The following is a 25575-nucleotide window of genomic DNA, read 5'->3' as shown; positions in this document are numbered from 1 at the left end:
GTTATATACTACTATAGCTAATCAACAACTAAGATAAGCAAGATACTATTTACCTAATTTAAGAAAGTCTTACACTAAAATTCAAGGAGGAGTTTATATGTATCAAGTACATGTTGTAGAAAACGGATTGCAAGCAAAGGAAAAAATTGATGAATTAGTTACATTCGGGTATACAAAGGATGATGTATATTTGTTTGCCCATGACAAAACTCGTTCGAAGCATCTTACCGAGAACACGAATACAGAAGATGTTGGCATGAAAGAACAAGGCTTCCTCGATACAGTTGGAAATCTCTTTAAATCACGTGGAGATGAACTTCGTAATCGAATGAGCAATCTTGGCCTTAGTGATATGGAAGCAGAACGTTATGAGGAAGTACTTGATGAAGGAAAAGTCGTCATCGTTGCATCCAAACAAGATAATAAAGACGGTATTACTCACTAATTCTAATCAATCTTTATACATTACCCTATATAGCATTCTATAAAAAAGCGAGGCGCCTCTACCGGCAGCCTCGCTTTTTACATTCGCTATCCCAGAATACTTTGGTACATGGCCTTTGCATGGACCATGTCCTTCGTACCGTGAACCAATGCCCGACCATCTTGGAAAACAACCATCCGTTCACCATTCTTTTCACAAGAGAGAAGAAATGAATTAACTTTTACCAAATAACCACTTCCGTTCAAGTCTTTGGCCAACTTCTCTAGTTGAAGTTTCAATGGTTTTGGCGGTCTGACCTGTACTGTATCTCTTCCGCAAAGAACCGCTGTTTTCGTCGCGTTTTCCATTGTTAAAAATGGGTATGTCCGCTGATCTCCGCAAGAAAGACAATCCTTCTTTTTCACTTTTGTTAATCTAACAGTTTGGTATTGATTCCGCCACAAATCAAAAGTAACGAGCGAAGGACGAACTGATTCCCAATCTTCAACGAGAATTTTTAAGGCTTCGGCTATTTGATGTGCCACCACCATCGTTACAGCCGGTGAAATAATCCCACCTGTATCACAGGTCATTCCTTGAATCGGAATAGTTTTTAGCAAACAGTGCAAACAAGGCGTCTGTCCAGGCAGGATTGTCATTGTCATTCCAACACTGCCTACACAGGCCCCATAAATCCACGGAATTTGAAGCTTTTGTGACAGATCATTGATAATCATCCGTGTTTCAAAGTTGTCAGTAGCATCCATTATCAAATCAACATGACCTAGCAGTGGTTCCAGAGTCTGCGCGGTTGCATCCATTATGACCGCCTTTACTTCTACTTCATGATTGATAGCATGCAAATGGCGTTTTGCCGCTTCAGCTTTTGGCAGCTTTTCTTCAACGTCCTGTTCAGTATACAGCTGTTGTCGTTGTAAATTACTGGTCTCGACATAATCCCTGTCCACAATAGTCAGCTTACCTACACCAGCGCGAGTCAAAGCTTCAGCGTTAGCAGATCCCAGTGCTCCGGCCCCGAGAAGTAACACATGCTTCTGTTGAATTTTCACCTGTCCCCCTTCACCAATGGGTGAAAATAAGGTCTGTCTTGAATATCGCTCGTTCACTATGATTCCCTCCTATCTGATCTAATCAGCCTCCACTAACAGGTGGAATAAAGGCTACTGTATCTCCATCAGATAAAATCGTTTCATCGTCGGCAAATTCTTCATTAACCGCTGTCATCACGGTTTCAAGACCCTCCAATTGAAATTCAATCTTCATTTTCCCTTTCAGCTGAGCCACACTCATTCCATTTCCTTCTATAGAAAGAGTTTCTTTTCCTAATTCATCTTTTAATTGAGCAAATAAGAGTACATTAATCATCTATATCCACCTCTTCTGGTTTTCCTTTCGGATAAGGAACAGTTTCCAATTGATTACCAACCCATGTTTCCCCATCCTCCCAATGTTCTTTTTTCCAAATTGGGACAATTTCTTTAATTCTTTCAATCGCATATCGATTTGCCTCATAGGCATCATTTCGATGTGGAGTACTAACGGCGATAACAACGGCGATATCCGTGATTTCCAATTTACCTACGCGATGGGTAATCGCCGTTTCTGCATCAGGCCAACGCTCCTTGATTTCGGAGCCGATTTGCTCTAGTTTCTTAATTGCCATCGGTTTATATGCTTCGTAGATTAAGAATAAAGTCTTTTTACCCTTCGTCATTTCCCTTACTGTACCAATAAAGGTCGTTACAGCACCCGCATTACGATTGACTACTTTATCAATCACTTCCTGGATGACAATCGGTTCTTTAGAAATGTCATAGTTCATGGCTACCATCCTTTATATAAAATTCAGTTTGATTAATATGCCCTGCCTCTTGATAATCTTCCCTCGTATTCATATTGAAAAATAGGCGTTGAAAACGCTTAGGATTCTTATGATATAGCTCAAAGTCAGTTTCCTTAATAATTTTCACCGTAATCTTTTCTAAAAAGATCCTCATTTTCAATTCCTGTTTCACTAAACAATCCGTTAGTACAGGTAGACACCTTTTATGGTAAACAGCGAAAAGCGGCTGAAGCCTGCCGTTGATTTCAGGGATGATGGCATCTAGATCAGACTCATAATAGGAAATAATTTCATTTATTGCTTCTGCACTCACAAAAGGCATATCACAGGCCGTAAGAAACTGCAGCTCTGTTTTTGAGTAGGACATTCCTGCATGTAGTCCTCCAAGGGGGCCTCGATCTTTATGTAAATCGGGAATTAGCGGAAGGTGAAGAAATTGATAATCTTCAGATGTATTCGTAATGACTAGAATGTTTTCTGAAACTTTTTTCAACTCGGAAGCCACTCTTGAGATGTTCACGTCCTCACCTATCTTCAACAGAGCTTTATTCACACCCATACGGCTAGATTTCCCGCCTGCCAAAAGCAGCATTGTGCATTCCATCTGATTCCCCCCTTCCTATTTCGGGATTAACCTTGCATCTAATGGTAACGCTATAAGGAATATATCCTTTAAAGAAGTTTTCAATGTATCCATATTTTAAATCAACTTCGAAAATAATGACACTTTCACAAACTTTGCTTATTAATTAAAAGATAGAATATAGCATATTTTTTATATGAACCAAACCCTAACACCCAGGAATCCCCACTTCCTAATCTCTTAAATTTCGTTCATTGGTTCATAATTTCCGATAATATTTTTTCAATTAAAACGTGTTTATTCGAAGCCTCTCCATGTCTCTCAAAAAGGTACTCATTTAGGGTGACAACTAAGTTTTACATAATAGAAATTTTGGTATATTCTAAAAACAGGATATTACCTGGTATGCTGATAATATCGATACAATTCTCCTGAGGAGGTCACATAATGACTATGAAAAGAGCTATGACAGTTGCTGGTTCTGATTCCAGCGGCGGCGCAGGTCTTCAAGCTGATTTAAAGACATTTCAAGAATTCGGTGTTTACGGAATGTCCGCTTTAACGACTATCGTTACGATGGATCCTAAAAACGGCTGGTCTCATAATGTATTCCCTACACCGGTTGAGATTTTAGAAGCCCAAATCGAGACGATTTTATCAATCGGTATCGATGCTATGAAAACAGGAATGCTTGGATCAGTCGAAATCATTGAACTTGTTGCCCGTAAAATTGACGAGTTGAAACTGGACAAAGTCGTAATTGATCCAGTAATGGTTTGTAAAGGTGAAGATGAAGTATTGCATCCAGAAACAGCTGTAGCACTTCGTGACCTACTTGTTCCACGTGCAACAGTAGTTACACCGAATCTTTTCGAAGCTGCCCAATTAGCAGGCACAGCGCCAATCAAGACGATTGATGATATGAAGAGTGCAGCTGAAAAAATTCATGCACTTGGTGCGAAATATGTCTTGATCAAAGGTGGAAATAAGCTGGATCATGACAAAGCTATCGACCTTTTATATGATGGAAAAGAATTTGAGATTCTTGAATCTGAAAAAATTGAAACAACCAATACACACGGTGCCGGCTGTTCATCTTCAGCAGCTATTGCAGCTCAATTGGCTGAAGGTAAAAGTCCGCGCGAGGCGATTCATGTTTCAAAAGACTTCATAACAGAAGCTGTTCGTCATTCTTGGAAGATGAATGACTATGTAGGTCCTGTCAATCATGGTGCATACCATAAATACGGGGTTGCTGAAAAAACAAAATAATTAATTAAAAATAAGGGCCCGCTCAAAATCATTGAGCGGCCTTTTTCGCTTTTTTTGTTTATATTTAGTAAAATAGAAAGAAGGAAATGCTTATCTAGCCGCCCAGTTAAGGAGGAAATTGTAGAATGAAACCTATAGACCGTACAGAGGTGCAGAATGCTATCGATTCTTTTGCAGGACAAGATGTATATCTTCACCTTGAAACAACCAACGGCGCCTATGCCACTCATGTAGATGAAGCTTTTTTTTCGGCAGGCGCTTATATCCGTAATGCTTTTATACAGTATGAACATGGGAAGATAGTTGGGGACGGACCCTATCGTATCGGCTTAAAGCTCAATATTGGCTGGGTATACGCTGAAGGAGTAAACCACTTCGAAATTGATGAACATGGGAGATTGCTACTGGCAGGGCTTGATTTTACCGGAAAACTTGCTGTTTCCATGCAAATTAGTCCTACTCCCTTTGAATAATTACAATCTTGCTGCAGGTGTCAAAAATCCGCCATGCACGCCCCAATTGGCAGATAACTATACTCACTGTAAGTAGAACGGAAGGAGAAATATACCTTGGAAAAAGAACGCCATGTATTAGTTATTTTCCCACATCCTGATGATGAAGCCTTCTCGGTTTCTGGAACGCTTGCTTTACATAGAGAAGCAGGCACCCCCGTTACCTACCTATGCTTAACACTAGGAGAGATGGGACGGAATTTAGGAAATCCTCCTTTTGCAACAAGAGAATCGCTTCCTAAAATTCGTAAAAAGGAATTAATCGATGCTGCAAACGCGATTGGTATCCAAGATTTACGCATGCTCGGTTTGCGTGATAAAACCATCGAATTTGAAGATGATGAAAAGCTGACTTCTTTATTTACAGATGCCATTAATGAACTTAATCCTTCATTAATCATTACGTTTTACCCAGGATACAGCGTTCATCCGGATCATGAAGCAACTGCACGAGCTGTGGTCCGAGCTGTGGAAAGAATCGAAGAAAAAGAGAGACCTAAACTTCACTGTGTCGCTTTCTCCAATAACTGCATCGACGATTTAGGACAACCTGACATCGTCCATGATATTTCTGCCGTCGAAAACAAAAAGGTAGATACATTTACAGCACACCGTTCGCAAACGGAGGCGATGGTGGTCGACTGGAAAGAAAAATTCGAAAACCAAGATGCTGACTTTCTTGACTGGATCCGCAAAGAACGATTATGGACCTATAAATTTTAAACCCGCCAATTTGGCGGTTTTTTTTGTTATAACATAAAAAAAACGCCTGTATATAACAGGCGGAGAAAAGGGGGATTACTTGGAAAATCAATCATAATATAAGCATCCCCATTTTTTTTGTTTTTAAACAAGAAAATGCAGAAAATTAAGCAGAAAACCGCTCTTCAGATTGCATTTTCTTTCTTGCAGAAGCCTTTTTACCATGCGCTAAATAGTAAATGACTATGAGAACAAATGACAAAATGGACATGCCTATAAATAACCCTTGGAACCCGGTAAAAGGAATAAGGAATCCAAGTAGGAATGGACCTACACCAATACCAAAATCATACATTGTAAAGTACGTAGAAGTTGCTAATCCCATTCGGTTTGATGGGGACTCCTTAATTGAAATCGCCTGACAGCTTGATTGGAACGTACCATATCCCACTCCGATTAATGCGCCAGCTATTAGGAGGGTGATTCCATGATGGGCTTGGCTAAGAATGACCATACCCACCGCAAATAGTAGGAGCGATGGATAGATAACTGCATTTTCACCTTTCACATCAAACATACGCCCTGTAAAGGGACGTGACACCAAAAGGAATATAGCAAACACTACAAAGAAAAAGTTCGCCGCGTCCATTAAATTTAGTTCCTTTGCAAAGGATGTTAAATAGGACAAGATGCTCGAATACGTAAAACCGGCAAATCCAATAAAAATAGAAATAGGTAAAGCTCTTTTTTCAAAGTAATCGCCAATTTTAAAGCCTTTTTGTTGAGATACTCGTTCTTTTTCCCCCTCAGGTACATGCATAAATAATGAAGCAACTAAAGAGAATGCAGCAAATAAAGATGCAGCATAGAAAATAATGGAATAGCTAAAATGCTGTGTAATCAATAATCCAATAAACGGCCCAAATGCCATTGCCAAGTTTGTGCTCATGGCAAAGTAACCTGTTCCTTCACCACGTCGTTCATTCGGAATAATATCTGCTGCAATCGTTCCCGTTGCTGTAGTAGCAAGGCCAAAAGAGATACCGTGAATTAATCGATCAATTAACAAAAGTGATAAACTATCTACTAGAAAATATCCAATGGATGATATTAGAAATAAGATCAATGATCCAAGCAACATTATTCTGCGGCCAATCTGGTCAATCTTTTTCCCTGCAATTGGCCTTACAAGTACAGCCCCTAGGACGAAAATACTTGAAGCAAGACCAGCTTGCGCTTGGGATGCATGAAAGTTATCCATCGTGTAAATGGTCAATGTCACCATTAAGACATAAAATGTTAAAAATAGAAAAAAGTTCGCAGACGATACAATCAAAAAGTCTTTCGTCCACAATTTCGGTTTCTGATTCATTTCAATCCTTCTTCCTTCCTAATTATTTTAATTTTCCCTTTAAGAAAAGCAAAGTTCGTAACGTTGTCTCACGATCTTCTTCAGCCAAACCACTCATTAATTGAAGTTCAAATTCCTCAACTACTTTTTTGGCTTCTTGATAGGTTATTTCGCCTGATTCAGTTAACTGTATTCTCCGTTCCCGCTTATCTTTTCCGGGTATTTGTTCAATCAACTTACGTTCTTCTAAACGATTGACCGTCCGAGTTACTGTCGGTTTCTCCACATCTAGATAATTACTAATTTCGACAAGCGTAGAACAACCATACTGATTCAAATAATATATAATCAACCATTGAGAATGAAAAAGATTAACCTTGGCCAATTGTTCATTTAACTTTTTAGTAAATGACCTTGAAAATTGCAGATTATGATGAAAAAAACCATTATGAAAGGACATAGGTATTCCCCCTATTAAATAGTTACCTAGGTAACTATACACTGATTTATTAGAAATGTCTACACTACAGATGAAGAAAATGGCCAACTACTTAAATAGTGCACTGATATTTTTCTCTAAACCTTTAACAGTATTCAAGCTAATTATTTGCTAAGTTCGATGCTTCTTAAAACACACAAAAAAAAGGCCATTTTAGGGCCTTTTTCAATTTATCTGAGATAGCGGCAAGCGATACAGCTTATCATCTTTTTCATCGGGGTTTCCCCGACCAACCGTATTGTTGCTTATAAAATAGAGAGAATCTTCATCCACAAACACATCACGTATCCGCCCGGAATCTGTGATAATATCGGTCATTTTTTCGCTTTGTACATCATAGCTCTTGAGCGATTCTCCCCTTAAGGTTGCAATGTATAGCTTTCCGTCAAAATAAGCAATTCCAGAAGGGGCCCATGTATTTTCACCGGAATGTATCAATGGGTTTACCATATTCGGCTTTTGTTCATCGCCCTCTATTTCTGGCCAGCCATAGTTCATACCGGGGGCAATTTTATTTAATTCATCGTGAGCAGACTCACCATGTTCACTTTCATACATCTGACCAGCCTCATCCCAGGCCAAGCCTTGTGGGTTGCGGTGTCCGTATGAATAGACGTATGAGTTTTCGATTGGATTATCTTTCGGAATGGTACCATCAAGGTTCATTCTTAGGACCTTCCCACCTAAAGAATCAAGATCCTGGGCTATTGTTGGATTCCTCGCGTCCCCTGTTGTTGCATATATCTTATCATCCGGGCCAATCTTGATTCGACCTCCATGATGGTAGTCACCGCTTGGTATTCCGTCGATTAATGTTTCCAACTCCCGCCACGTATCATTATCCTTTTGTAAAGTAACGATTCGATTAATAGAATTCCCGCCTTCTTCATACGTGTAGTAGGCAATTGCACGCCTGTTATTCGAGAAGTCAGGAGTTAACAAAAATCCAAGTAATCCAGCTTCGGCCTTCACTGACAATGTCTTTTTAAGCTTAACCTTTTGCCTCGTCATCTCGCCCCTTTCCCATTGAACGATGGTGCCTGTCCGCTCTGACACATACATTGTATCCCCATTCTTCTGAATCGACCAAGGTGCAATTAAGTTCGTTAACAGCACCTCAGGGCCCTCTCCTAGAGTTTCCGACACTTCTTTATCAGGGCTCTGCTGTGCTTTACTGTTCTCTTCTTTATTAACGTTACAACCAGTTAAAGTTAATGCGGCCATGAGAAAATATAAGCACCATCTTTTCAAAAGCTCTTCTCCTTTCGTTCCATATTTAGTATGCTGATGACTGCGTAAGTACCTTTAGAATAGCTGTAGCAACACCGTGATCATCATTAATACCTGTTACTTCATCACAAAGCTTTTGAATATCAAGCGGGGCATTTCCCATTGCGACAGACAAACCCACTCTTTCAAACATTGATATATCATTGTAATTATCTCCGATGGCCATAGTTTCCTGCATCGAAGCAGACTTTTTAGTCACATATTTTTCAAGCGCAGTACCTTTTTGCGCCTGCCCACTCATGATTTCCACATTTTCACGTCCTGAAGAGGTGACGGTCACCCCATCCTGAGTTTTCAATTGTGAAGCAATTTGGTCTAATTTACTTAAATTTTTAGAGAAGCTTAGAATTTTATAATATTCTATATCAGAGTGGCTGAATAAATCTGAGTAATTGGAAACGGACTTTACCTGTCCAAGCTGTAAACGGTCCTCTGCAAATTTTCTGATTCCCACAGGGTCAATGTCCGGATTAGCTGTAACAAAAACATCCACTAAAGCAGATATTGCGTTTTCATAGTCTTTAGAATAGATTCCTTGACTCGTATAAATTTCAAAATAAATTTCCTGTTCTTCGAGGTATTCGGCAACACTCTGTGCAGTAGCAAGTGACATCGGATTGGAAGCAGCAATTTTTCCGTCCTGCGTGAAAATAGCAGCCCCATTTACACAGATAATCGGACACACAATGCCCGTTTCATCTAAAGCGTACTTTGCTTCCTCGTACGATCTTCCTGTAGCAATGATCACCTCAACTCCTTCTCTTTGCGCCCTCTGGATAGCGGCTTTATTTTCATCACTCACCTTTTGCATCTTGTTTAATAATGTTCCGTCCATATCAATCGCAATCGTCTTAATCAATTCAACCCGCTCCTTTTTTTCAATATAACCCTTATTTTAACCGAAAGAGAGTTGATAAACACGTATAACAAACGGGAGAGCTTTTCAACGCCAACTAAAAATGATTATCTTTCAGTTGTCTCTTCTATGTATATAAAAAAACTGCACCTATTTGGAATAGGTACAGTTTTTTTTCTTAATGTAAAATCGTATGATTATCCACAGTCTTTGACCGTGCAGTAATTTGTTCTTGAATGTCCTTTTGAATGTCATCAATTGCAGTAAAGTCCATTGCTTTTACATAAATGGCTTCAAGTGCGTCATGCTGCTCTTTCGCTTTTACAAGACATGCAGTTGCTTCATTCATTTTCGCCCGGTATCTGGAGGAAACATCCTTGATCTGATCAGCATAAATTTCATCTGTTCCAGAGTGGATGGCTGTTTTATAAATATCAATGATTTCATCACCCTCTCTACTCGGGAAATATTCATGCGGAGAGGTGCTGTCAAAAATAGCGATTCCTGCCTCCCGGACGATTACCATATCCAAACTTTCAGGATCAAAACCGCAATGATACACTTCTACATCAAATCCTCTTTTCTCCGCAGCCTTTGCAATCTTTTTCAGCATCGTCGATTTTCCTGAGCCAGGTCGACCCTTTAAAAAGTAGCGTTTTTGCACTCCTTTTGTAATACTCGGGATGTAATCAACTGCTCCCTCTGGCGTAGCGGCACCTAAAAACCGGTGACGAACATCTGCTTTTTTGTTGAGAACAATATCTCTATAAAAGCCTTCTATCAATTTATTGGTTAATCCATTTAATTTAACGAAATCAATGTTCGCCTTATAAATATCTTCCCATTCATCATGTATCTTTAATGCTTCTGCGAAAAGAGCATATGCCTTCTCAAAACTCTTGGTTCTAGCATTGGTCAATCTTATGATTGTCGTTCTTTCAGCTGCCAGCTGTTGAGAATTCCAGGCAGCCCCTAGGTTGACGTATTCTTCAACGGCTCCCGGTGCTTTCGGTTCAATCACATGTGGCGCAGTCCCATCAACAAGACCTATTTTCAAGGCGGGAATAATTACCCCATCAATGGAATCATTATCCGACGAACAATGCAAAAACTCGATATCATAGTCTTTATCCAGCCATTCCTGGCCAATTTTTTTCATAATAGTCGATTTACCTGAACCAGGTCCGCCTTTTAAAATAAATAATTTCTCCAAACCAGCTAGATTGGAATCATATAAACTATAAAAACCTTTAGCCGTATTGCCTCCAGCGAAATAATGCATCACTTTTCCTGCCACTTTCACACTCTCCTTCACCATACAGATGTGCATCTTCAAGACAGCTTATGCAGGAAAACCCAGGTAGGTGAATGCCTAAGGTTTAGGTTTAATAGTATTCTTTATCTATTTGATAAGAGCTCTAGGCTCCGCTTGTGCAGCCACAAGGAATTCTGACGGTTTCAAGACAATTTGTGTCCCAATTTTCCCACCGCTTACGATGATTTCACACAGATTGGTTGCACTTTCATCAATAAAAGTCGGATACTGCTTTTTCATACCGATTGGTGAGCAGCCCCCTCGAATATACCCTGTGTATTTCTGCAAGTCTTTAACAGCGAGCATTTCAATTTTTTTCGCACCTGCTGCTTTCGCTGCTTTTTTCAAATCCAGCTCGGTGTCTACAGGAATAACAAATACATAAAGCTGCTGAGGTCCGCTGTGAGTAACGAGTGTTTTAAACACGGTTGCTGGCGCTTTACCAATTTTACTCGCCACGGTAACACCGTCTATTTGGCCGTCGTGGACATCATAGCTCATCATGTCATACTTTATATGTTTGTTATCGAGAATTCGCATTGCATTTGTTTTACTGGCTCCCATCTCAAAAGTCCCCTTATCCTTTTCTCCATTTTACCATTTTTTGTAGGCAAAAAGAAAAGCACAGCGCTTCTGCATCTGTGCTTTCACTCAAATTTATTCTAAATGACGTCTTTGATAATCAGCAATACGCTTGTAGTCGCCTTCTAATTGCCGGCTTACGGATAAATAAATCGACATTAGTTCTTCATACACTTTAACGTTCTCCTCGATTGGAACAAGTTCATTTGTATGCCCAATCATGTTTTCAACCTCATCCAGGCTTTCAATTTCACCTAAAGCATATAATCCTAGAACGGCAGCACCTAAACTCGAGCTTTCAAAGCTTTCTGGGATTGTCACATTCTGATTAAATACATCAGCCATAATTTGCCGCCATAGCTTGGAGCGGACAAATCCGCCACTTGCATGGATTTTCTCCGGAGCACCTGTCAGTTCCCTCACAGCAAGGAGGACACTGTATAAGTTGTACATCACACCTTCAAGCACAGCCCGCACCATATGATCGCGAGTATGATGAAGAGCTAGTCCAAAGAAGGAACCTCTTGCATCAGCACTCCATAATGGCGCCCGTTCCCCTGCCATATACGGGTGGAATATTAACCCGTCTGAGCCAGGTGCAATATTTGAAGCCATTTCGGTCAATATCTCATATGGATCCTGACCCGAGGCCTTAGCTCTTTCGATTTCTACCCGACCAAATTGATCCCGGGCCCATCGGAAAGTGATTCCCCCATTATTGACTGGTCCGCCAATTACCCAATGATTCTCAGTGAGGGCATAACAGAACGTCCGCCCTTTCGGATCAGTAAGCGGACGGTCACTGACGGTTCGCACTGCACCGCTTGTTCCTATTGTTACCGCAAGCACACCAGGCTTGATAGCATTTTGGCCTAAGTTGGCAAGCACCCCATCACTTGCACCAATAACAAATGGAGTACCAGCACAAATGTTCATTTTTCCTGCCAATTCCTGGCTCAATCCAGAAAGGATATGGGTCGTTGGCACGAGCATAGGAAGCTTGTCCGATCCAATTCCCGCAATGGCCAATGCCTCTTCATCCCACGCCAAGTTTTTCAAGTTGAACATACCTGTTGCAGATGCAAGTGAATAATCCATTACAAACTCTTTGAAAAATTTATAGATAATATATTCTTTAATCCCTAAAAATTTATCCGTTTTGTTAAAGATTTCTGGATGCTCTTTTCTAAGCCACATAACTTTCGTGATTGGGGACATAGGGTGAATTGGTGTTCCCGTTCTGTGATACAATTGCGTCCCCTGTTCCGATGCCTTCAATTGCTCCGCATAGGCTACACTTCGGTTATCTGCCCACGTAATACTATTTGTGAGCGGCTTACCGTCTTTATCCATGGCAATCAAACTATGCATCGCTGAACTAAACGAAATAAAACTTAGTTCATCCTTTGCTATTCCGCTTGCAATCATCACTTCACCGATTGCAATAATAGCCGCTTTATAGATTTCTTCCGGATCTTGTTCCGCAACAGACGGAGTTGGACTGTGAAGCGGATATCCTTTAGAACATGAATGGACGACCTCGCCCCTCTTTGAAAAAAGAACAACTTTCGTGCTCGTCGTACCAATATCGATCCCCATCATATAACCTGAATGTTTCATATTTTTACATCGTACTCCTTTCTCTTAAACAATTGAATTCAATAGTAAGATTAGGATAAGAGAAACGACTGAAATTATCGTTTCCATAACCGTCCCAGATTTAAACGTTTGTGTCACTGTTAAATTAAAGAATTCAGAATTGGTGAAATTTCAAAGGATGCGGCTTGCAATAAATTCCGCCCACTCCACTCGTGATTAATACATTTTTAAATGCGCCACCTGCTCCGATAATCAAGATAATGGATGCAGTTGGTGCAAGGCAGGCAGACATAAATTGGTTAAGTTCTTCTATATTAAAACCTCTAGCATAGCCTAATGTAAAGAAAGAAACCACAACAGAGACCAATGGAGCGATAATTGGCTTTCCAAGGAATGTAATCCAATCATTCAGTATCGACTCGTTGGAAAAAAACGGCACCGACAGCTCCCACTAACATCAAAATAAATGGCATTAAAATCGTGATTAGTGTAATTCCGAAACCTAGAAGCTTGCGATTATGTTTATTAGAGAACTGTTCCGATAACTCCTCAGCAGCTTGTACATTAATTCTTTTTAATATGAAGGAACCGAAAACTGGACCAGCTATAATGGCTGTTGGAATTCAGATAATCAAAGCATATAAAATGGTTTTAGCAACATTTGCATCAAATTCTTGAACCGCAATCATTGGTGCTGGATGTGGAGGCATCAAGCCATGTACTGTCGATAATCCAACTACCATCGGAATCCCGATTTTTAAAAGGGGTAAATCCGTTCTTTTAGCAATTGTGTAAACGATTGGAATTAATAAGACGAGGCCAACTTCGAAGAATACGGGCATACCACCGATAAAAGCAACAATATTCATGGCCCAATGTACCTACTTTTCTCCAAACTTATCTAAAAGCGTATTTGCAATCCGATCGGCTCCACCTGATTCGGCCATCATTTTCCCAAGCATCGTACCCAGACCGACAACCAAGTGTATTTCCTACCCCTGTCTGAACAGCATCTGCAACATCCGGAATATCCATACATGCGATGATCCCTAAAATAACGGAAGCAAGAAGTAACGCAATAAATGGGTGCCATTTCGTTTAAGCTATGATAACGATTAAGAAAATAATTGAAATTAGCGCATAAACCAACAAACTATTATTATATCTTAGTCCAAATAAACTAGACATCTTGCATCTCTTTATGTAGTTAAAAAAAAAGATTGGATCGATTGCGAAGATTGTTTGGTACTTCCCTTCCAGCTGAAATCTTTTAAATTCCTTCTATTCTTTCTATTTATATAAACTAACTGAAAATAATATTTTATATAAAATATAACAATACAGTAAATAATTATATTTTTAATACAAATAGCTCATTACTTAAATTATTGCTATGTTAATGGACATTGTTGATTTTTTCTTATTCAACTTACTACTAGGATCCCCAAAAGGAATCCTTCCCTTGAAATAGGAATCAAATTTGAAAAAGCCGACCAATAAAGGTCAGCTTTTTGCATACTATTTTTATCAGATGGCGCCCTATCCGGAACGCTGCCACAACTACATTCAACAATGATTAAGAGTAAAAACAAAACGACTATAAAGGCGAAACCTCCACTACCACCGTCACAACCTGAAATATAGAAACATTCACTCAATCACATTAAACCATAACGGAGATTTATCTTCAGGGTCACCATTATAATTTATGGTGATTTCCTCCCCCGCCTTAATATTAGTTATTGCATAAAAGTCTATTGATAAATGATCTTCATTATTATTAAACGTCGCATTCGGAGTGTATGAATGATTAAATAGTGCTCCATATCCTAATGCAATGGCTATGTCATTATGATCCCCCCAAAAGAAGCAGTAATTAAAGAGTATAGTCTTCTCTAGATATTTCCATTCATTTTCAGGTGATATTACAACAGGTGATGCCTCAATGAGTTCATCCTTTTTAATATCACGTGTAGAATATACCCCTCTACCATACTTTCCAGTATTTTTAATACATATTGGTGCCACAGTAGTAGCTCCTTTCTGAAATTATTAATAACTTTTCAAGTATAAAGTCTAGTATTAAGGTACTCTTTTAATCTAAATTCCCTAGGTGCTTTATAAATATAGGGACGCAAGTGTTGTACTCCATGATTCCCACCGTTGACTTACTTTACCCAAGCATCATTGTCCCAAGGAATAATTTCGAACAAACTCACTATTGCGGATACAGGGAATGGATGTGAGTAAACCCGTCATTCTTCATTGTACAAACTGTTCCAACTAGCCAGCGTAGGTATTTACCAATATTAATATGCTATTAGGCTTCATTAGGGAATTAATTAATGGGGTAATATTGATTTTTTTTGATCAAATCATAAATGAAATCATCGTCGGATTGTTTTCCAAACGCTTGTTGATAACCATACAGAAAAATCTCCCATAGCTGACTTCCATTCGCAATGTTGGTCATGTGAAAATGAAACTTTTCGAAAAATAAAAGATATATTAATCTAATTTTATTTTAGCTCGATTTTGTTAACTAACGTACATGTTAGAGCTATTTTGCATATTATATTTTATTCTTTTATAAAGGAGGGGTCTGCATGCCGAAAGGGAAAAAAGCTAGTGGCAAGTCAAATGAAGGTAAGTCAAATGAAAGCAAGTCAAATGAAGGTAAGTCAAATGAAGGCAAGTCTGATGGAAAATAGTCCTGATTTAGCGCGCTTTTGAAGATCCTCAATCATGATTGACGGCTGCTGGAGCGATTGCGAAGAAATCAGCTATAGAGAAAGAAATCCTAAATCAAACTTTACAGGAAGAAACCGTGAAAAACTGTTTCCTGAGTTAATCATTTACTTTGCTGAAGATCTACAAAGGGTGGTTTTATACACATAAAAAAGGAACTGCATTCCCTTACATAGGGGAAATCAGTTCATTTTTCCATTTGTTGCCTTAGCGCGGGTTTGACAAAATTTTGACGGCACCTTATGTTTTCATCGAAATATTGGCTGGACCCACGCTAAGAAATAGCAATTCACAGTGTTTCTAAAGAAGTTTAGCATAAAGATATACAAAGTGTGACCCGTACAAACCTAAATTGCAAAAAAAAGCATCTAACCAGCATTATGAACTAAACTCGATGCCTAATTAATTCAGAAAATAATCATTCACCCATAAAAAAAGAACCGGATTGGAGCTTGATTTCATCCTCCAGATGTTCAGGATAAGCAATAAGAAAGCAAGTAGATGGTCCTGACGATTTTTCGATATCGACTTGACTCCTTATATGTGCAGAAACACCTTCCCCATTTGGGTCCAGATGCTTCCATTCATTTGCTATCCCTTTTGAGCCAACAGGAAGTACCTGAACTTCTTCAAGCTCACAAAGGCTTTTATATAAAGATAACGGCGCGATCCACTCTTGTTGTTTCATAACTTCTTCCCCAACAAGTGGCTTGCCAATAAGGGCCATTTTCCGTTGAAGAATTGGCTTCATTACACGTTCATTCCTGCGTTTTCCAATCACCATAAGACCAAGTGCGGATTGAAGAAGCGGCATGTTACTTTCGGTGCTACCTGTAATAGAGAGATCCAGACCGATTTCATCCATTCCCTTCATGACGCCTATTTTCAAGGCCTCCCAGGCTTCATCGCCGCAGAAATTATGAAGGACAACGGTCATTGGACTTCCGCCAGCAGCCAGGCACTCCATAACGGCAACCCGGAACGAAAAATATCCAACAACTTCGTATGGGACTCGAACAAGATCTTTTTCCTTCAACCCAATTCCGCCACTATTATCACAAGAAACGACTAATGATTGTGACTCCGTAAACGGTAAGATCAATGAATCATTCATTCTACGAATCCATCTTTTAAAATCACTTTTTTCAAAACTGGTTCTAGACGTGGAAGTAAAAGGGCCGCCAACACTACATTTATTGCTGTACCACCTGTTAACCCCGGAACTAGCATCGTGTAAAATTCAAGGCTAACCAGAAATATGAAAGGTAGAGCTAAGATGAAGGCATTACCGATAAAAAAGAGGAAAAATGCGCCTATTTTCTTTCCATGTACATATAAAACGCCAAACATCCATACGAGGACCGCCATTTCTACCATGATCAAAAAATGGAAAGGGCCTAGTGTCATGCCACCGATGAAAGCTGAAATAATATGACCAAGTCCAGCTACTATAGCTCCGGACACCGGGCCAAGTATGACAGCCGCCAAAAGGGCCGGAAAACTGTCTAAAGCCATACTGCCTATAGGGGAAGGGACTTTAATCATTGCCCCAACCGCCGATAAAGCAATAAAAATAGCAATTGTACTAATTTTTCTTACGTTCATGTTTACTCTTTTTCCTTTCTTTTTCCTCCACTGAATACATTTGCGCTGCGGATATACTCCACATCTTTTACGCCAAGGCGGAAGTTAATCACACGTGCTACAGCAAAAAAGTAATCAGACAAACGATTTAAATATTGAAGAGATAGTGGTGAAACTGCCGCACCCGACTTAATCAAAGAAACAACCAACCGCTCCGCCCTGCGTGTAACCGTCCGGGCAATATGAATGGTTGCAGACGCTTTTGAGCCTCCTGGAAGGATAAACTTTTCTAATTCCGGTGCTTCGACGATAAAGGCATCAATTCGTTCTTCCAAATAGGTAATCGCCTCATCCGTTAGCTTCTGCGGGGCTTTCTCAGAAACTGTCGCCAAATCACCGCCACAGTCAAATAACTCATGCTGAATTTTTTCCAAGTCCGTTAGTACGTCTGCAAAAATCACTGAGTCCAATTCAGTTACTGCAAGGCCGATATAACTGTTCACTTCATCCACTGTTCCGTAAGATTCGACACGGATGTCATCCTTGTCCAGACGTCCTCCGATTACGCTAGTTTGTCCCTTATCCCCAGTACGTGTATAAATTTTCATCTCTATTTCCTCCTCTATTTAATTTGCTGATTGATACCGTACCAAATGACATCCACACGGTTTGATAAGGAGGCTACATCTTGAAAGACCCAGCCGCAGGCATCGCGCCATTTGCGATCTTGTGCCTCCATCGGAACAATTCCTTTGGAAATATCTGATCCGATTACAATACAGTTGTGATCATCCTTTTCCTTCTCCCATATTCGCCAGTCAGCCATGATTTCCTTCCACCGTTTTCGAATCGACTCTGCATCCATCTTTTCTGCATCTTGTTGGATCCATGCATCCAAGCCATGCAATACCACTGTATTACCTTGAAAATCCGTCATAGTCGGCTGTTCTTTTTGATAACCGGATAGCCAAAGAGTCTCACTTTCCAACCCATAAAAGTGCTTTACCCATTTTGTTTTCCCATTATAGGCGCCACCTGTAACAAAGTGCAACGTTCACCCCTCCTTAAGCTGTTCCGGTCCTCCCAAATCAGCTCATATCCCATACCGTGGGAAATTCCCCAATCAAAAAAAGACTTTTCCATCGGTGCATAGCGGACAAGTAATTCACGTACTACACCCCCATGAGTCATTAATACATATTGGCTTTCCTCACCGGAAATCAATTGGCTCCAGCCATTTTGAATACGTTTGGAAAATGCCGGATAGCTTTCACCACCAGGAACCATTGCCTCCATAGGATGCTCTAGCCATTTTTGATAATCGCCATCAGTCTTCAACTCTTCATAAGTTCGCCCTTCCCAACTGCCGAAGTTCAGTTCACGGAACGCAGGGTGTTTTATCGGAACAACATCTGGAAACAACAGTCTTGCGGTTTCAATACAACGAGGCAAATCACTCGTGTGAATCTTTTCATACTGTGGGTAAGAGCCCCTTAAGTCTAGAATTTCCTTTTCTCCTTTCAGACTTAATGGAGAATCTGTCCAGCCTAAATAGGATCTTCGCTCATTTGCTTCTGTCAGCCCATGGCGAAGTAGTGTAATAGCCACAGAATCAGCCATAACCAAAGCTCAACTCCTTCCACGGATGCTCCCAATACATCCCCCGTTATCCCACCGAACCAACTAACGGTTTTCCGCTTTATATACAATAGGAAGAGTAGAGCAGCCAGACACATGATAAAAAATAAAGTGACCAGCTTGAAATCGATGCTCCATGCAACCGCAAAACTCACAATAAAATACAACCAATAAATATATAAACTGTTTTTCCTTACTGCACTTTGAAAGAAAGCACCAAGTCCCTCTTTTTTTGCCAAGGGCATCCGGCTAAGTAAATAGCCCATCACACATTTACTTAAAAGTGGAAGACTAATAATTAAAAAGTATGTCCACTCATTGACTCTATCGACGATTTCATAAATAAATATAAACCGGGCGGCCAAAAGTACGATGACGGAGATGACACCGAATGCTCCTGTCCTGGAATCCTTCATGATTTCTAGACGCCTCTCTTTATCCTGATAGGAAAAGAAGGCATCACTTGCATCAATCCAACCATCGAGGTGCAAACCGCCTGTTAATGCCATCGTTAAAAACCAAACCACAAACGCAATCGAAAGGGATGACAATGGGGTCCATTCTACTAACGCGTATAAAACACCTCCCAATATCAAGCCTAGGAAAAGCCCTACTAAAGGAAAGGTTTGAATCGCACGGTGGATATATTTCTTATCCATCGGTAGCTGTTTCTTTATTGGGAACACGGTAAAGAACTGCAGGTTAATCAAGAATCCAATCCATCCGTTCATTCCTGCATGCACCCTTTCATCAATAACGGAATCCCTGATTCAACAAGATAAGCCTCATCTGCCTGTTCGACGACCGCTTGATGAAGCAGGCCAAGTATTTTTCCGTATATATGGAGGAACTCATTTTGAAAAATCGGCTCCTGTACCACTTCGTTGCTTACGATTATCAAACAGCTGGCTTGTTTTCTTATCTCATTAATTCCGCTGATTATTTTTGTGAAAACACTATGTAAAAACTCCTTTTCAAGCGGTATATTGGGACCGAATAATTCATTATCGAGTAGGGTTGTCAGGCAATCGAGTAGGATTATTGAATCTTGATTTAGATCTGCACCTATCCGTGTAATATTCGTCGAGTATTCCCAAGTCCTCCAAGCAATTGGACTACTTTTGCGATCCCTTTGGTGCCGGCGGATGCGTTCTTCCATTTCAGCATCACTGACTCGGCCACAAGCGAGGTAATGCAAGTTCCCACTCAATTGGATTGCATATTCTATTGCCTTTTTTTCTGCAAAACGGCTTTTACCGCTCCGGACACCACCGGTTATAAAACAGAGCCTAGAGTTCTCCACTGTCTTACCCCCTCCATTAGCATGGCATTATCACGCTCACTCTTCACTGCGAACCGGAGCCACATTCCATCTAACCCTGGAAAATTATACGTATGACGTGGTACGATGCCCTTTTTTAATAAAAAAGGCAAAAGGGATAAGGATTCATCTTTCACTAAATAAAAATTGACCGTGCTATTTGAGACAATCAACTCATGCTCTTCATAAAACCGGAAAAGTTTCTGCTTTTGGAATTGAATATACGCTCTTGTTTTTTCTATATATTCTTCTTCAGCAAGGCAGATTTTCCCGACTTCTAATGCCACATGATTGACGCTCCAATGCGATTTATAGGTTTTTGCCTGATTTATGATATCTGGTGCCGCCAGCAAATAACCCAACCTCAAGCCTGGAATTGCAAAAATTTTCGTCATTGATCGTAGAATCAGTAAATGAGGGAATTGCGTAATTAAAGAAGCATAAGTAAAGGCGTTTTCCGTAAAATCATAAAAAGCCTCATCCAAAACAACCAGACAATTTGCTTTTCCGCATTCTTTGATTAATTCCCTAACTGCTTCTTGCTTAAATGAAATCCCTGTCGGATTATTAGGCGTACATAAAAAAATCGCGTCATATTCAGGTAATTGAGGAATCAATCGATCGAGATCTAGTTGCCACTCAGGTGCATCAAGTTGATGAAAGTCTACCTCGCATTCGGCTGCTAAACAAGCTTCTGCATATTCCGCAAATGCAGGCTGAATGATTAAGACCTTTTTATTGGCTAACCTGTTCGCTACCAACATTATTATTTCCGCACCACCGTTACCTACCAAAACGGATTGCTCAAGAAGCGCTTCTTTTTTTGCAATTAATTTTGTCAATTCAACGGCATGCGGATCTGGGTAATTTAAGATTCCTTCGAAGAATTCGGACCACCGTTCCTTTATACATAAAGGAGGACCCAATGGGTTGATATTAGCACTAAAATCGAGAACCGATTCAGGCATTTCAATTTCCAGCGCTTCGTAAAGATAATGCGGATTAGAGCCATGAGAAGGTAATGCCAAGCGTAAGTCCCCCTAACCAAAGCATCAGTAAAAATATAAAAGATGTCCGATGCATGATGGTAATCGTTTTTTGTATATGTATTGCTTCTAATGGAACAAGTGGAACGCCCATCCTAGCACGGTCAGAAACTACTCCTTTGTACATATTCCGGCCGCCAAGCTGTACACCCAAAATTGCAGCAACGCCTGCTTCACACCACCCACTATTCGGGCTTGGGTGCTTTTTCGCATCATTGAACAAAATCTTCCATCTAGCCCCCAAGCTATGATAGCTGGATTTCGAGCTTAGCAGCATCAAGAAACCAGTGAGGCGACTAGGAATCCAGTTCACGATATCATCGAGCTTAGCTGAAGCCCAGCCAAATTGTCCATATTTATCATTTTTGTAACCAACCATTGAATCGCAGGTATTAATTGCCCTGTACATCATCGCGAGTGGAGCACCGCCAATTGCTGCCCAAAACAGTGGAGCCGTAACTCCATCACTCGTATTTTCAGCTACGGTTTCTACAGTGCCTCTGACTATTTCGGATTCATCAAGATCAGCAGTATCACGACCGACAATATAGGAAAGCTTTAGCCTCGCTTCAGGAAAAGCTTGTTTATTCAGTGGATGACACACATCCATTCCTGCCTGCTTTAAGCCCTTCTGAGCAATCGTCGTAGAAATAACAACAGCTTCCCATAAAATTCCCGCAAGCGGATGGATAAGATAAGCTAAATAGACAGTTAGACCTGTTGCCAATAACACCAGTGTTAAAACAATTACCAGCATGAAGAGGCCATTTCGCTTTTTATGTGTACCTCTATTGAATGCATGATCCAACTTGCTTATCAACGTTCCTATCCATTTAACGGGATGTGGCCAATTTGGTGGATCACCTATTAATAGATCAAAGAAAAAAGCCAGTGTAACAGCAAAAAGGTGATGGTAAATCATAGTTCCTCAATCCGTTTCCGATTTTTCTTTATTGCTTCTACGGTACAATCATATACACCGCGACTGATCAACTTCCCTAGCGGAGTAATGGTGCCTGCATATTGAAGTGCCTTCCCTCTTTGGGTTGCGGCAATCAAAATACTGTCTGTCGAAGTTCCTGTCGCCACTGTATTTGTCACCGTATCCAAAACACGCAAATCATGAAGCGCTTTTACTTTTGCCTCGGTCGCGGTGACAATGCTGTGGATAAAGGCCTCTTCTGCCAAGTGCCCATTTACAAAGATCCATGTATTTATGGTTCCTGGAGTGGAAATCCAAGAATGTTGGTCAGCTAAAGAGGCGTCGATGGCATTCCCTACTCCAGCCGTCACAATGATAAAAACCGAGAAATCATCATCTCTTAAAAACTTGAAGGCCACCGTATCGAGAAAGACAGCTGTCATCATTCCGACCGTTTCCTGCGGTTCAAAACCGTGTGTTTTTAAAAAGTCAGCCATTTCAGCAAAATGATCCTCGTAATTATAATCACGATGGACATGCCTATTCACGAAATGTTGATGCCAGCCCGTTCCTGAACCGGTCACACCAGAAGACATCGTTCTAAGCGAAATTGGTGAATTCAATTGAATTATTTCGTTGCCCACCGTCAAATAGGTTTCATCAATTTCCAAAGGTGCGAAATCACAGACATGCTTTTCCGGGACAATGAACATTTGCGGCTTCGGTAGGGCAGGATGCGGATGTTTTTCAATCGTCGTCCGGTATACCTCCTGGATCCGTTCCTGTTGGAGCACTTCATTCGGCACATTAATGACTTGAATTTGTCCTTTTTCAAGCAACATCAGCCGATCACAGTACAAGCCGGCCAAATTCAAGTCATGGAAGATTGAGATAACTGTTAGCTCCAGCTCCTTGGCCATTTTCCTCATTAAATCAAGAAGCTCCTTTTGATAGGAAAGATCCAAGTGGTTCGTTGGTTCATCTAAAAAAAGAATTTCCGGTTCTTGGGCAAGTGCTTGTGCCAATAAGACCCGCTGTCTCTCACCGCCTGATAATCGTTCAAAATGAAGATCCTGAAAATCCGCGACTCCCGTTTGCTTCATCACACGTTGGACAATCACCTCATCCTCAGAAGTCCAACTATGAAACCAGCCTGTTTGGTGAGCATAACGGCCAAGAGAAACAGTCTCTTTTACCGTATAAGAAAAGGCTAATGAGGAATGTTGAGGCAACACGGCTATAACTTGTGCAAGTTGTTTGGCCGAATACTCCTTCAAGTCTCTTCCCCTTATTCGTATGCTTCCTACCTTATAATCGAGAACCCCGCTAAGCATACTTAATAGCGTCGTTTTTCCGCTGCCATTTGGACCGAGAATCCCAAATAATTCCCCTTTATGTACGTCAAAAGAGACAGAGTCCAAAACAGCTTTATTGCCATATCCACCTGTTAACCCTTTAACTTCAAGCATGAATTCTACCCTTCTCTCCGTCTCTTTAATAAAATCAGGGCAAATGCCGGGGCCCCGATAAGTGAGGTAATTACACCAATCGGCAGTTCCGAAGGTGCAATAATCGTCCTTGCTACAAGGTCAGCCAAAATTAAAAATCCGCTTCCTACGAGCAAAGATAACGGCAACAAATGCTTATGATCTGGCCCCCAAATCCTACGAACCAAATGAGGAATAACCAATCCTACAAAGCCAATCGTTCCCGAAACAGCAACAGCTGCCCCAGTTAATATCGAACCAGCTATCAGAATCCACATTTTTCTCCGCTGAACATTCACACCCAAATGCTTTGCACGATCTTCCCCAAACGTCATCGCATTCAATTCTTGGGTATTCATAATCAAGATCAACGAACCAATGATAAAAAACGGCAAAATAATCGCGATATAATTCCAGCCGCGCATTGAAACGCTTCCCATCAGCCATCCGATGATTTGTCTTAATTCCTCGCCCGTCAACGCAATCATTAATGAGATGAAGGCACTTAAAAACGAGCTGAAAATGATTCCGGTTAAAATAATTGTTTCTACTTTCATCGATCGATCCATTTTTCTCGCAAAAGTTAGCACACAGAAAATCGTAAGCAATGAAAACATAATACTTAACGCCGGTAGGGTATATAAACCGATCAACGGCAATGATATATTCAAAAACAATGTCAATACAGCGCCTACTGATGCTCCTGATGAAATCCCTAATGTGTAGGGGTCAGCAAGCGGGTTCCTGAGCAGTCCCTGAAAGGCTGCCCCGGCAATCGCAAGCGAAGCCCCAACCAAACCTGCAAGTAATACACGTGGCAGGCGGATGTTCATTACGATATTCGTCAGCATCACATCTGGCTCAACTGAGATTGGTAAATGAAAAAATTCCTTGCCGATAATTTGTATAAGCGCGGGAATCGGTACTGACACCGAACCAAAGGAAATGCCAATCGTCATTGCGAAAAGCAAAAACAATAACGCAATCAAATAAGCAAACGCCCACTTAGTTGTCAAATAGGTTCGGATAGACTGATTTGGCAAGTTCCTCTACTCCCTCTATTAAGCGTGGACCAGAACGGGTCACTAAGTCAGAATGGACATCAAAGACTTGACCATCCTTAACAGCAGCTACATCTTCCCATCCTTTTCGGCCCGTCACTTCACTGATTGGATCTTTTGTATAATAACCATATGTTGTAATAATGACATCCGGATTTGCAGCAATCATAGACTCTTCGTCAATTTTCGCCCACCCGTCCAATTCGGCTGCTGCATTTTTCGCTGAAATTATGTTAAGCATTTCATTCATGAATGTATTTTTTCCAGGTGTATAAATATCCGGTGATGGCGAAACCTCTACTAGAACGGTTTTTCTTTCCTCATCCTTAACGGATTTAGCTTTTTCCTGAATTTTCTTCAGTTTCATTTTCATATTCGCAACGATTTCTTTTGCCTTATCATGTTCTCCCGTTGCCTGTCCAATCATATCAATAGACTCATACACTTCGTCAAAGCTTTGTGCATCATTGACTACAAGGACATCTATTCCAGCATCCTTAAGCTGCTGCAATCCCTCATTCGAATTATGGGCACTGGATGCATGAGCAAGAACAAGATCAGGCTTTAAGGAAACGATTAACTCCGTGTTCATTTCCATTCCGCCAACTTTTTCAATTTCTTTCGTTTCTTCCGGGTAATTATCATTGTCGGATACACCAACAACCTTTTTACCCAAACCAAGTGCAAAGACCACTTCTGTATTACTTGGTATCAATGTAACAATTTTCTTTGGTTGTTCTTCTATCGTTACTTTTTCACCCGTTGCATCTTTTATCGTAATCGGGAAAGCTTGGTTTTCAGTATGATTCGTTTGTTGCTTTTCTTTCGTTCCTTCTTTTGATGTATCATTGCAACCAACCATCATACCTGCAGTTAGTAACATCACTAGAATCAGACCATAGATTTTCTTCATTTTACA

29 protein-coding genes and 1 pseudogene are annotated in these 25575 nt (G+C 40.5%); 4 read left to right on the top strand and 26 right to left on the bottom strand.

The annotated features are described in order from the left end of the window. The first annotated feature begins 97 nt into the window (after positions 1 to 97). Positions 98 to 445, top strand: coding sequence for a general stress protein (locus tag JFU24_RS17165; protein WP_053348422.1), 348 nt, complete (start codon positions 98 to 100; stop codon positions 443 to 445). 86 nt (positions 446 to 531) lie between these two features. Here JFU24_RS17165 and JFU24_RS17160 read toward each other — a convergent pair whose 3' ends face one another. Genes JFU24_RS17160 through mobA form a run of 4 tightly spaced genes read right to left on the bottom strand, consistent with a single transcriptional unit; the run spans position 532 to position 2892 of the window. Next, positions 532 to 1551, bottom strand: coding sequence for a MoeB/ThiF family adenylyltransferase (locus JFU24_RS17160; RefSeq protein ID WP_201250221.1), 1020 nt, complete (start codon positions 1549 to 1551; stop codon positions 532 to 534). A 25-nt stretch (positions 1552 to 1576) separates the two neighbouring features. Then, positions 1577 to 1810, bottom strand: coding sequence for a molybdopterin converting factor subunit 1 (gene moaD, locus JFU24_RS17155; protein ID WP_056524079.1), 234 nt, complete (start codon positions 1808 to 1810; stop codon positions 1577 to 1579). Continuing rightward, entirely contained in the window at positions 1803 to 2267 is a 465-nt protein-coding gene (locus tag JFU24_RS17150) for a molybdenum cofactor biosynthesis protein MoaE (RefSeq protein ID WP_053348419.1), read from the bottom strand. Before JFU24_RS17150 ends, moaD begins: the two co-directional genes overlap by 8 nt. Then, a complete protein-coding gene (gene mobA / locus JFU24_RS17145) occupies positions 2257 to 2892 on the bottom strand; it encodes a molybdenum cofactor guanylyltransferase (protein ID WP_201250220.1) in 636 nt (211 codons plus the stop codon). The genes JFU24_RS17150 and mobA overlap by 11 nt, the downstream gene beginning before the upstream one ends. Before the next feature lie 426 nt (positions 2893 to 3318). On the opposite strand from mobA, the gene pdxK reads away from it, so the two are divergent. The 3 genes from pdxK to bshB2 all read left to right on the top strand — a co-directional run bounded on the left by pdxK (position 3319) and on the right by bshB2 (position 5378). Continuing rightward, the gene (pdxK, locus tag JFU24_RS17140) at positions 3319 to 4143 is read left to right on the top strand and encodes a pyridoxine/pyridoxal/pyridoxamine kinase (RefSeq protein ID WP_082527519.1); all 825 of its coding nucleotides are present in this window, start codon (positions 3319 to 3321) and stop codon (positions 4141 to 4143) included. Positions 4144 to 4268: 125 nt separating this feature from the next. Beyond that, positions 4269 to 4616 carry a YojF family protein gene (locus JFU24_RS17135; RefSeq protein ID WP_201187541.1) on the top strand — a complete coding sequence of 116 codons (348 nt, stop codon included), beginning with the start codon at positions 4269 to 4271 and terminating at the stop codon, positions 4614 to 4616. 96 nt (positions 4617 to 4712) lie between these two features. Then, positions 4713 to 5378, top strand: coding sequence for a bacillithiol biosynthesis deacetylase BshB2 (gene bshB2, locus JFU24_RS17130; protein ID WP_053348416.1), 666 nt, complete (start codon positions 4713 to 4715; stop codon positions 5376 to 5378). 145 nt (positions 5379 to 5523) lie between these two features. Here bshB2 and JFU24_RS17125 read toward each other — a convergent pair whose 3' ends face one another. The 22 genes and pseudogenes from JFU24_RS17125 to JFU24_RS17020 all read right to left on the bottom strand — a co-directional run bounded on the left by JFU24_RS17125 (position 5524) and on the right by JFU24_RS17020 (position 25569). Beyond that, positions 5524 to 6729 carry an MFS transporter gene (locus JFU24_RS17125; RefSeq protein WP_201250219.1) on the bottom strand — a complete coding sequence of 402 codons (1206 nt, stop codon included), beginning with the start codon at positions 6727 to 6729 and terminating at the stop codon, positions 5524 to 5526. A gap of 22 nt (positions 6730 to 6751) precedes the next feature. Further along, positions 6752 to 7168 (bottom strand): MarR family winged helix-turn-helix transcriptional regulator, encoded by a 417-nt coding sequence (locus JFU24_RS17120; RefSeq protein ID WP_201187545.1) that lies wholly within the window; start codon positions 7166 to 7168, stop codon positions 6752 to 6754. A gap of 204 nt (positions 7169 to 7372) precedes the next feature. Further along, positions 7373 to 8458, bottom strand: a complete 1086-nt coding sequence (locus JFU24_RS17115) for a PQQ-dependent sugar dehydrogenase (protein WP_446728290.1) — start codon at positions 8456 to 8458, stop codon at positions 7373 to 7375. A gap of 25 nt (positions 8459 to 8483) precedes the next feature. Continuing rightward, positions 8484 to 9356 (bottom strand): Cof-type HAD-IIB family hydrolase, encoded by an 873-nt coding sequence (locus JFU24_RS17110; protein ID WP_201250218.1) that lies wholly within the window; start codon positions 9354 to 9356, stop codon positions 8484 to 8486. Positions 9357 to 9531: 175 nt separating this feature from the next. Next, positions 9532 to 10650: a PRK06851 family protein gene (locus tag JFU24_RS17105; protein WP_201225052.1), complete on the bottom strand. Its 1119-nt coding sequence runs from the start codon at positions 10648 to 10650 to the stop codon at positions 9532 to 9534. A gap of 105 nt (positions 10651 to 10755) precedes the next feature. Continuing rightward, positions 10756 to 11232 (bottom strand): Cys-tRNA(Pro) deacylase, encoded by a 477-nt coding sequence (ybaK, locus tag JFU24_RS17100; protein WP_201187553.1) that lies wholly within the window; start codon positions 11230 to 11232, stop codon positions 10756 to 10758. A gap of 93 nt (positions 11233 to 11325) precedes the next feature. Continuing rightward, positions 11326 to 12870: a gluconokinase gene (gene gntK, locus JFU24_RS17095; protein ID WP_201250217.1), complete on the bottom strand. Its 1545-nt coding sequence runs from the start codon at positions 12868 to 12870 to the stop codon at positions 11326 to 11328. 24 nt (positions 12871 to 12894) lie between these two features. Continuing rightward, positions 12895 to 14037 (bottom strand): annotated as a pseudogene (locus tag JFU24_RS17090) (GntT/GntP/DsdX family permease). A gap of 236 nt (positions 14038 to 14273) precedes the next feature. Further along, positions 14274 to 14507, bottom strand: a complete 234-nt coding sequence (locus JFU24_RS31375; protein ID WP_207203209.1) for a YjcZ family sporulation protein — start codon at positions 14505 to 14507, stop codon at positions 14274 to 14276. Beyond that, positions 14500 to 14877 carry an SET domain-containing protein gene (locus JFU24_RS17080; protein WP_201187557.1) on the bottom strand — a complete coding sequence of 126 codons (378 nt, stop codon included), beginning with the start codon at positions 14875 to 14877 and terminating at the stop codon, positions 14500 to 14502. The genes JFU24_RS31375 and JFU24_RS17080 overlap by 8 nt, the downstream gene beginning before the upstream one ends. A gap of 1138 nt (positions 14878 to 16015) precedes the next feature. Continuing rightward, positions 16016 to 16711: an ATP-binding protein gene (locus tag JFU24_RS17075; protein WP_201250216.1), complete on the bottom strand. Its 696-nt coding sequence runs from the start codon at positions 16709 to 16711 to the stop codon at positions 16016 to 16018. Beyond that, positions 16708 to 17202 carry an ECF transporter S component gene (locus JFU24_RS17070; RefSeq protein WP_201250215.1) on the bottom strand — a complete coding sequence of 165 codons (495 nt, stop codon included), beginning with the start codon at positions 17200 to 17202 and terminating at the stop codon, positions 16708 to 16710. The genes JFU24_RS17075 and JFU24_RS17070 overlap by 4 nt, the downstream gene beginning before the upstream one ends. 2 nt (positions 17203 to 17204) lie before the next feature. Next, on the bottom strand, positions 17205 to 17789 hold the full coding sequence (locus JFU24_RS17065) for a cob(I)yrinic acid a,c-diamide adenosyltransferase (protein WP_201250214.1): 585 nt from the start codon (positions 17787 to 17789) through the stop codon (positions 17205 to 17207). 14 nt (positions 17790 to 17803) lie between these two features. After that, on the bottom strand, positions 17804 to 18232 hold the full coding sequence (locus tag JFU24_RS17060; protein ID WP_201187565.1) for a bifunctional adenosylcobinamide kinase/adenosylcobinamide-phosphate guanylyltransferase: 429 nt from the start codon (positions 18230 to 18232) through the stop codon (positions 17804 to 17806). Further along, on the bottom strand, positions 18184 to 18801 hold the full coding sequence (locus tag JFU24_RS17055; protein ID WP_201250213.1) for a histidine phosphatase family protein: 618 nt from the start codon (positions 18799 to 18801) through the stop codon (positions 18184 to 18186). The genes JFU24_RS17060 and JFU24_RS17055 overlap by 49 nt, the downstream gene beginning before the upstream one ends. Continuing rightward, positions 18759 to 19550: an adenosylcobinamide-GDP ribazoletransferase gene (gene cobS, locus JFU24_RS17050; RefSeq protein ID WP_201250212.1), complete on the bottom strand. Its 792-nt coding sequence runs from the start codon at positions 19548 to 19550 to the stop codon at positions 18759 to 18761. Before cobS ends, JFU24_RS17055 begins: the two co-directional genes overlap by 43 nt. After that, the gene (locus JFU24_RS17045; protein WP_201187570.1) at positions 19547 to 20122 is read right to left on the bottom strand and encodes a bifunctional adenosylcobinamide kinase/adenosylcobinamide-phosphate guanylyltransferase; all 576 of its coding nucleotides are present in this window, start codon (positions 20120 to 20122) and stop codon (positions 19547 to 19549) included. The genes cobS and JFU24_RS17045 overlap by 4 nt, the downstream gene beginning before the upstream one ends. Next, positions 20095 to 21168, bottom strand: a complete 1074-nt coding sequence (gene cobD / locus JFU24_RS17040) for a threonine-phosphate decarboxylase CobD (RefSeq protein WP_201222549.1) — start codon at positions 21166 to 21168, stop codon at positions 20095 to 20097. Before cobD ends, JFU24_RS17045 begins: the two co-directional genes overlap by 28 nt. Next, positions 21143 to 22108, bottom strand: coding sequence for an adenosylcobinamide-phosphate synthase CbiB (gene cbiB / locus JFU24_RS17035; protein WP_201250211.1), 966 nt, complete (start codon positions 22106 to 22108; stop codon positions 21143 to 21145). Before cbiB ends, cobD begins: the two co-directional genes overlap by 26 nt. Next, the gene (locus JFU24_RS17030; protein ID WP_201250210.1) at positions 22105 to 23577 is read right to left on the bottom strand and encodes a heme ABC transporter ATP-binding protein; all 1473 of its coding nucleotides are present in this window, start codon (positions 23575 to 23577) and stop codon (positions 22105 to 22107) included. Before JFU24_RS17030 ends, cbiB begins: the two co-directional genes overlap by 4 nt. A 5-nt stretch (positions 23578 to 23582) precedes the next feature. Further along, positions 23583 to 24638: a FecCD family ABC transporter permease gene (locus JFU24_RS17025; protein ID WP_242485353.1), complete on the bottom strand. Its 1056-nt coding sequence runs from the start codon at positions 24636 to 24638 to the stop codon at positions 23583 to 23585. After that, complete coding sequence (locus tag JFU24_RS17020) at positions 24601 to 25569, bottom strand: ABC transporter substrate-binding protein (RefSeq protein ID WP_201250209.1); 969 nt, start codon at positions 25567 to 25569, stop codon at positions 24601 to 24603. The genes JFU24_RS17025 and JFU24_RS17020 overlap by 38 nt, the downstream gene beginning before the upstream one ends. Between the last annotated feature and the right edge of the window lie 6 nt (positions 25570 to 25575).

The organism is Peribacillus sp. TH27, assembly GCF_016650915.1.
GTDB lineage: Bacteria > Bacillota > Bacilli > Bacillales > DSM-1321 > Peribacillus > Peribacillus butanolivorans.
This window is presented reverse-complemented; position numbering and strand designations above follow the sequence as displayed.

What these genes read in the sequence shown, in the direction of transcription:
- moaD (WP_056524079.1), bottom strand. Translation starts at nt 1,810, where the DNA reads ATGATTAATGTACTCTTATTTGCTCAATTAAAAGATGAATTAGGAAAA.
- ybaK (WP_201187553.1), bottom strand. Translation starts at nt 11,232, where the DNA reads ATGGGAGCCAGTAAAACAAATGCAATGCGAATTCTCGATAACAAACAT.
- JFU24_RS17020 (WP_201250209.1), bottom strand. Translation starts at nt 25,569, where the DNA reads ATGAAGAAAATCTATGGTCTGATTCTAGTGATGTTACTAACTGCAGGT.
- pdxK (WP_082527519.1), top strand. Translation starts at nt 3,319, where the DNA reads ATGACTATGAAAAGAGCTATGACAGTTGCTGGTTCTGATTCCAGCGGC.
- JFU24_RS17065 (WP_201250214.1), bottom strand. Translation starts at nt 17,789, where the DNA reads ATGAAAATTTATACACGTACTGGGGATAAGGGACAAACTAGCGTAATC.
- JFU24_RS17150 (WP_053348419.1), bottom strand. Translation starts at nt 2,267, where the DNA reads ATGAACTATGACATTTCTAAAGAACCGATTGTCATCCAGGAAGTGATT.
- JFU24_RS17125 (WP_201250219.1), bottom strand. Translation starts at nt 6,729, where the DNA reads ATGAATCAGAAACCGAAATTGTGGACGAAAGACTTTTTGATTGTATCG.
- cobS (WP_201250212.1), bottom strand. Translation starts at nt 19,550, where the DNA reads ATGAACGGATGGATTGGATTCTTGATTAACCTGCAGTTCTTTACCGTG.
- JFU24_RS17070 (WP_201250215.1), bottom strand. Translation starts at nt 17,202, where the DNA reads ATGAACGTAAGAAAAATTAGTACAATTGCTATTTTTATTGCTTTATCG.
- JFU24_RS17135 (WP_201187541.1), top strand. Translation starts at nt 4,269, where the DNA reads ATGAAACCTATAGACCGTACAGAGGTGCAGAATGCTATCGATTCTTTT.
- mobA (WP_201250220.1), bottom strand. Translation starts at nt 2,892, where the DNA reads ATGGAATGCACAATGCTGCTTTTGGCAGGCGGGAAATCTAGCCGTATG.
- JFU24_RS17165 (WP_053348422.1), top strand. Translation starts at nt 98, where the DNA reads ATGTATCAAGTACATGTTGTAGAAAACGGATTGCAAGCAAAGGAAAAA.
- JFU24_RS17030 (WP_201250210.1), bottom strand. Translation starts at nt 23,577, where the DNA reads ATGCTTGAAGTTAAAGGGTTAACAGGTGGATATGGCAATAAAGCTGTT.
- cbiB (WP_201250211.1), bottom strand. Translation starts at nt 22,108, where the DNA reads ATGATTTACCATCACCTTTTTGCTGTTACACTGGCTTTTTTCTTTGAT.
- JFU24_RS17120 (WP_201187545.1), bottom strand. Translation starts at nt 7,168, where the DNA reads ATGTCCTTTCATAATGGTTTTTTTCATCATAATCTGCAATTTTCAAGG.
- JFU24_RS17075 (WP_201250216.1), bottom strand. Translation starts at nt 16,711, where the DNA reads ATGAATGATTCATTGATCTTACCGTTTACGGAGTCACAATCATTAGTC.
- JFU24_RS17055 (WP_201250213.1), bottom strand. Translation starts at nt 18,801, where the DNA reads ATGGCTGATTCTGTGGCTATTACACTACTTCGCCATGGGCTGACAGAA.
- gntK (WP_201250217.1), bottom strand. Translation starts at nt 12,870, where the DNA reads ATGAAACATTCAGGTTATATGATGGGGATCGATATTGGTACGACGAGC.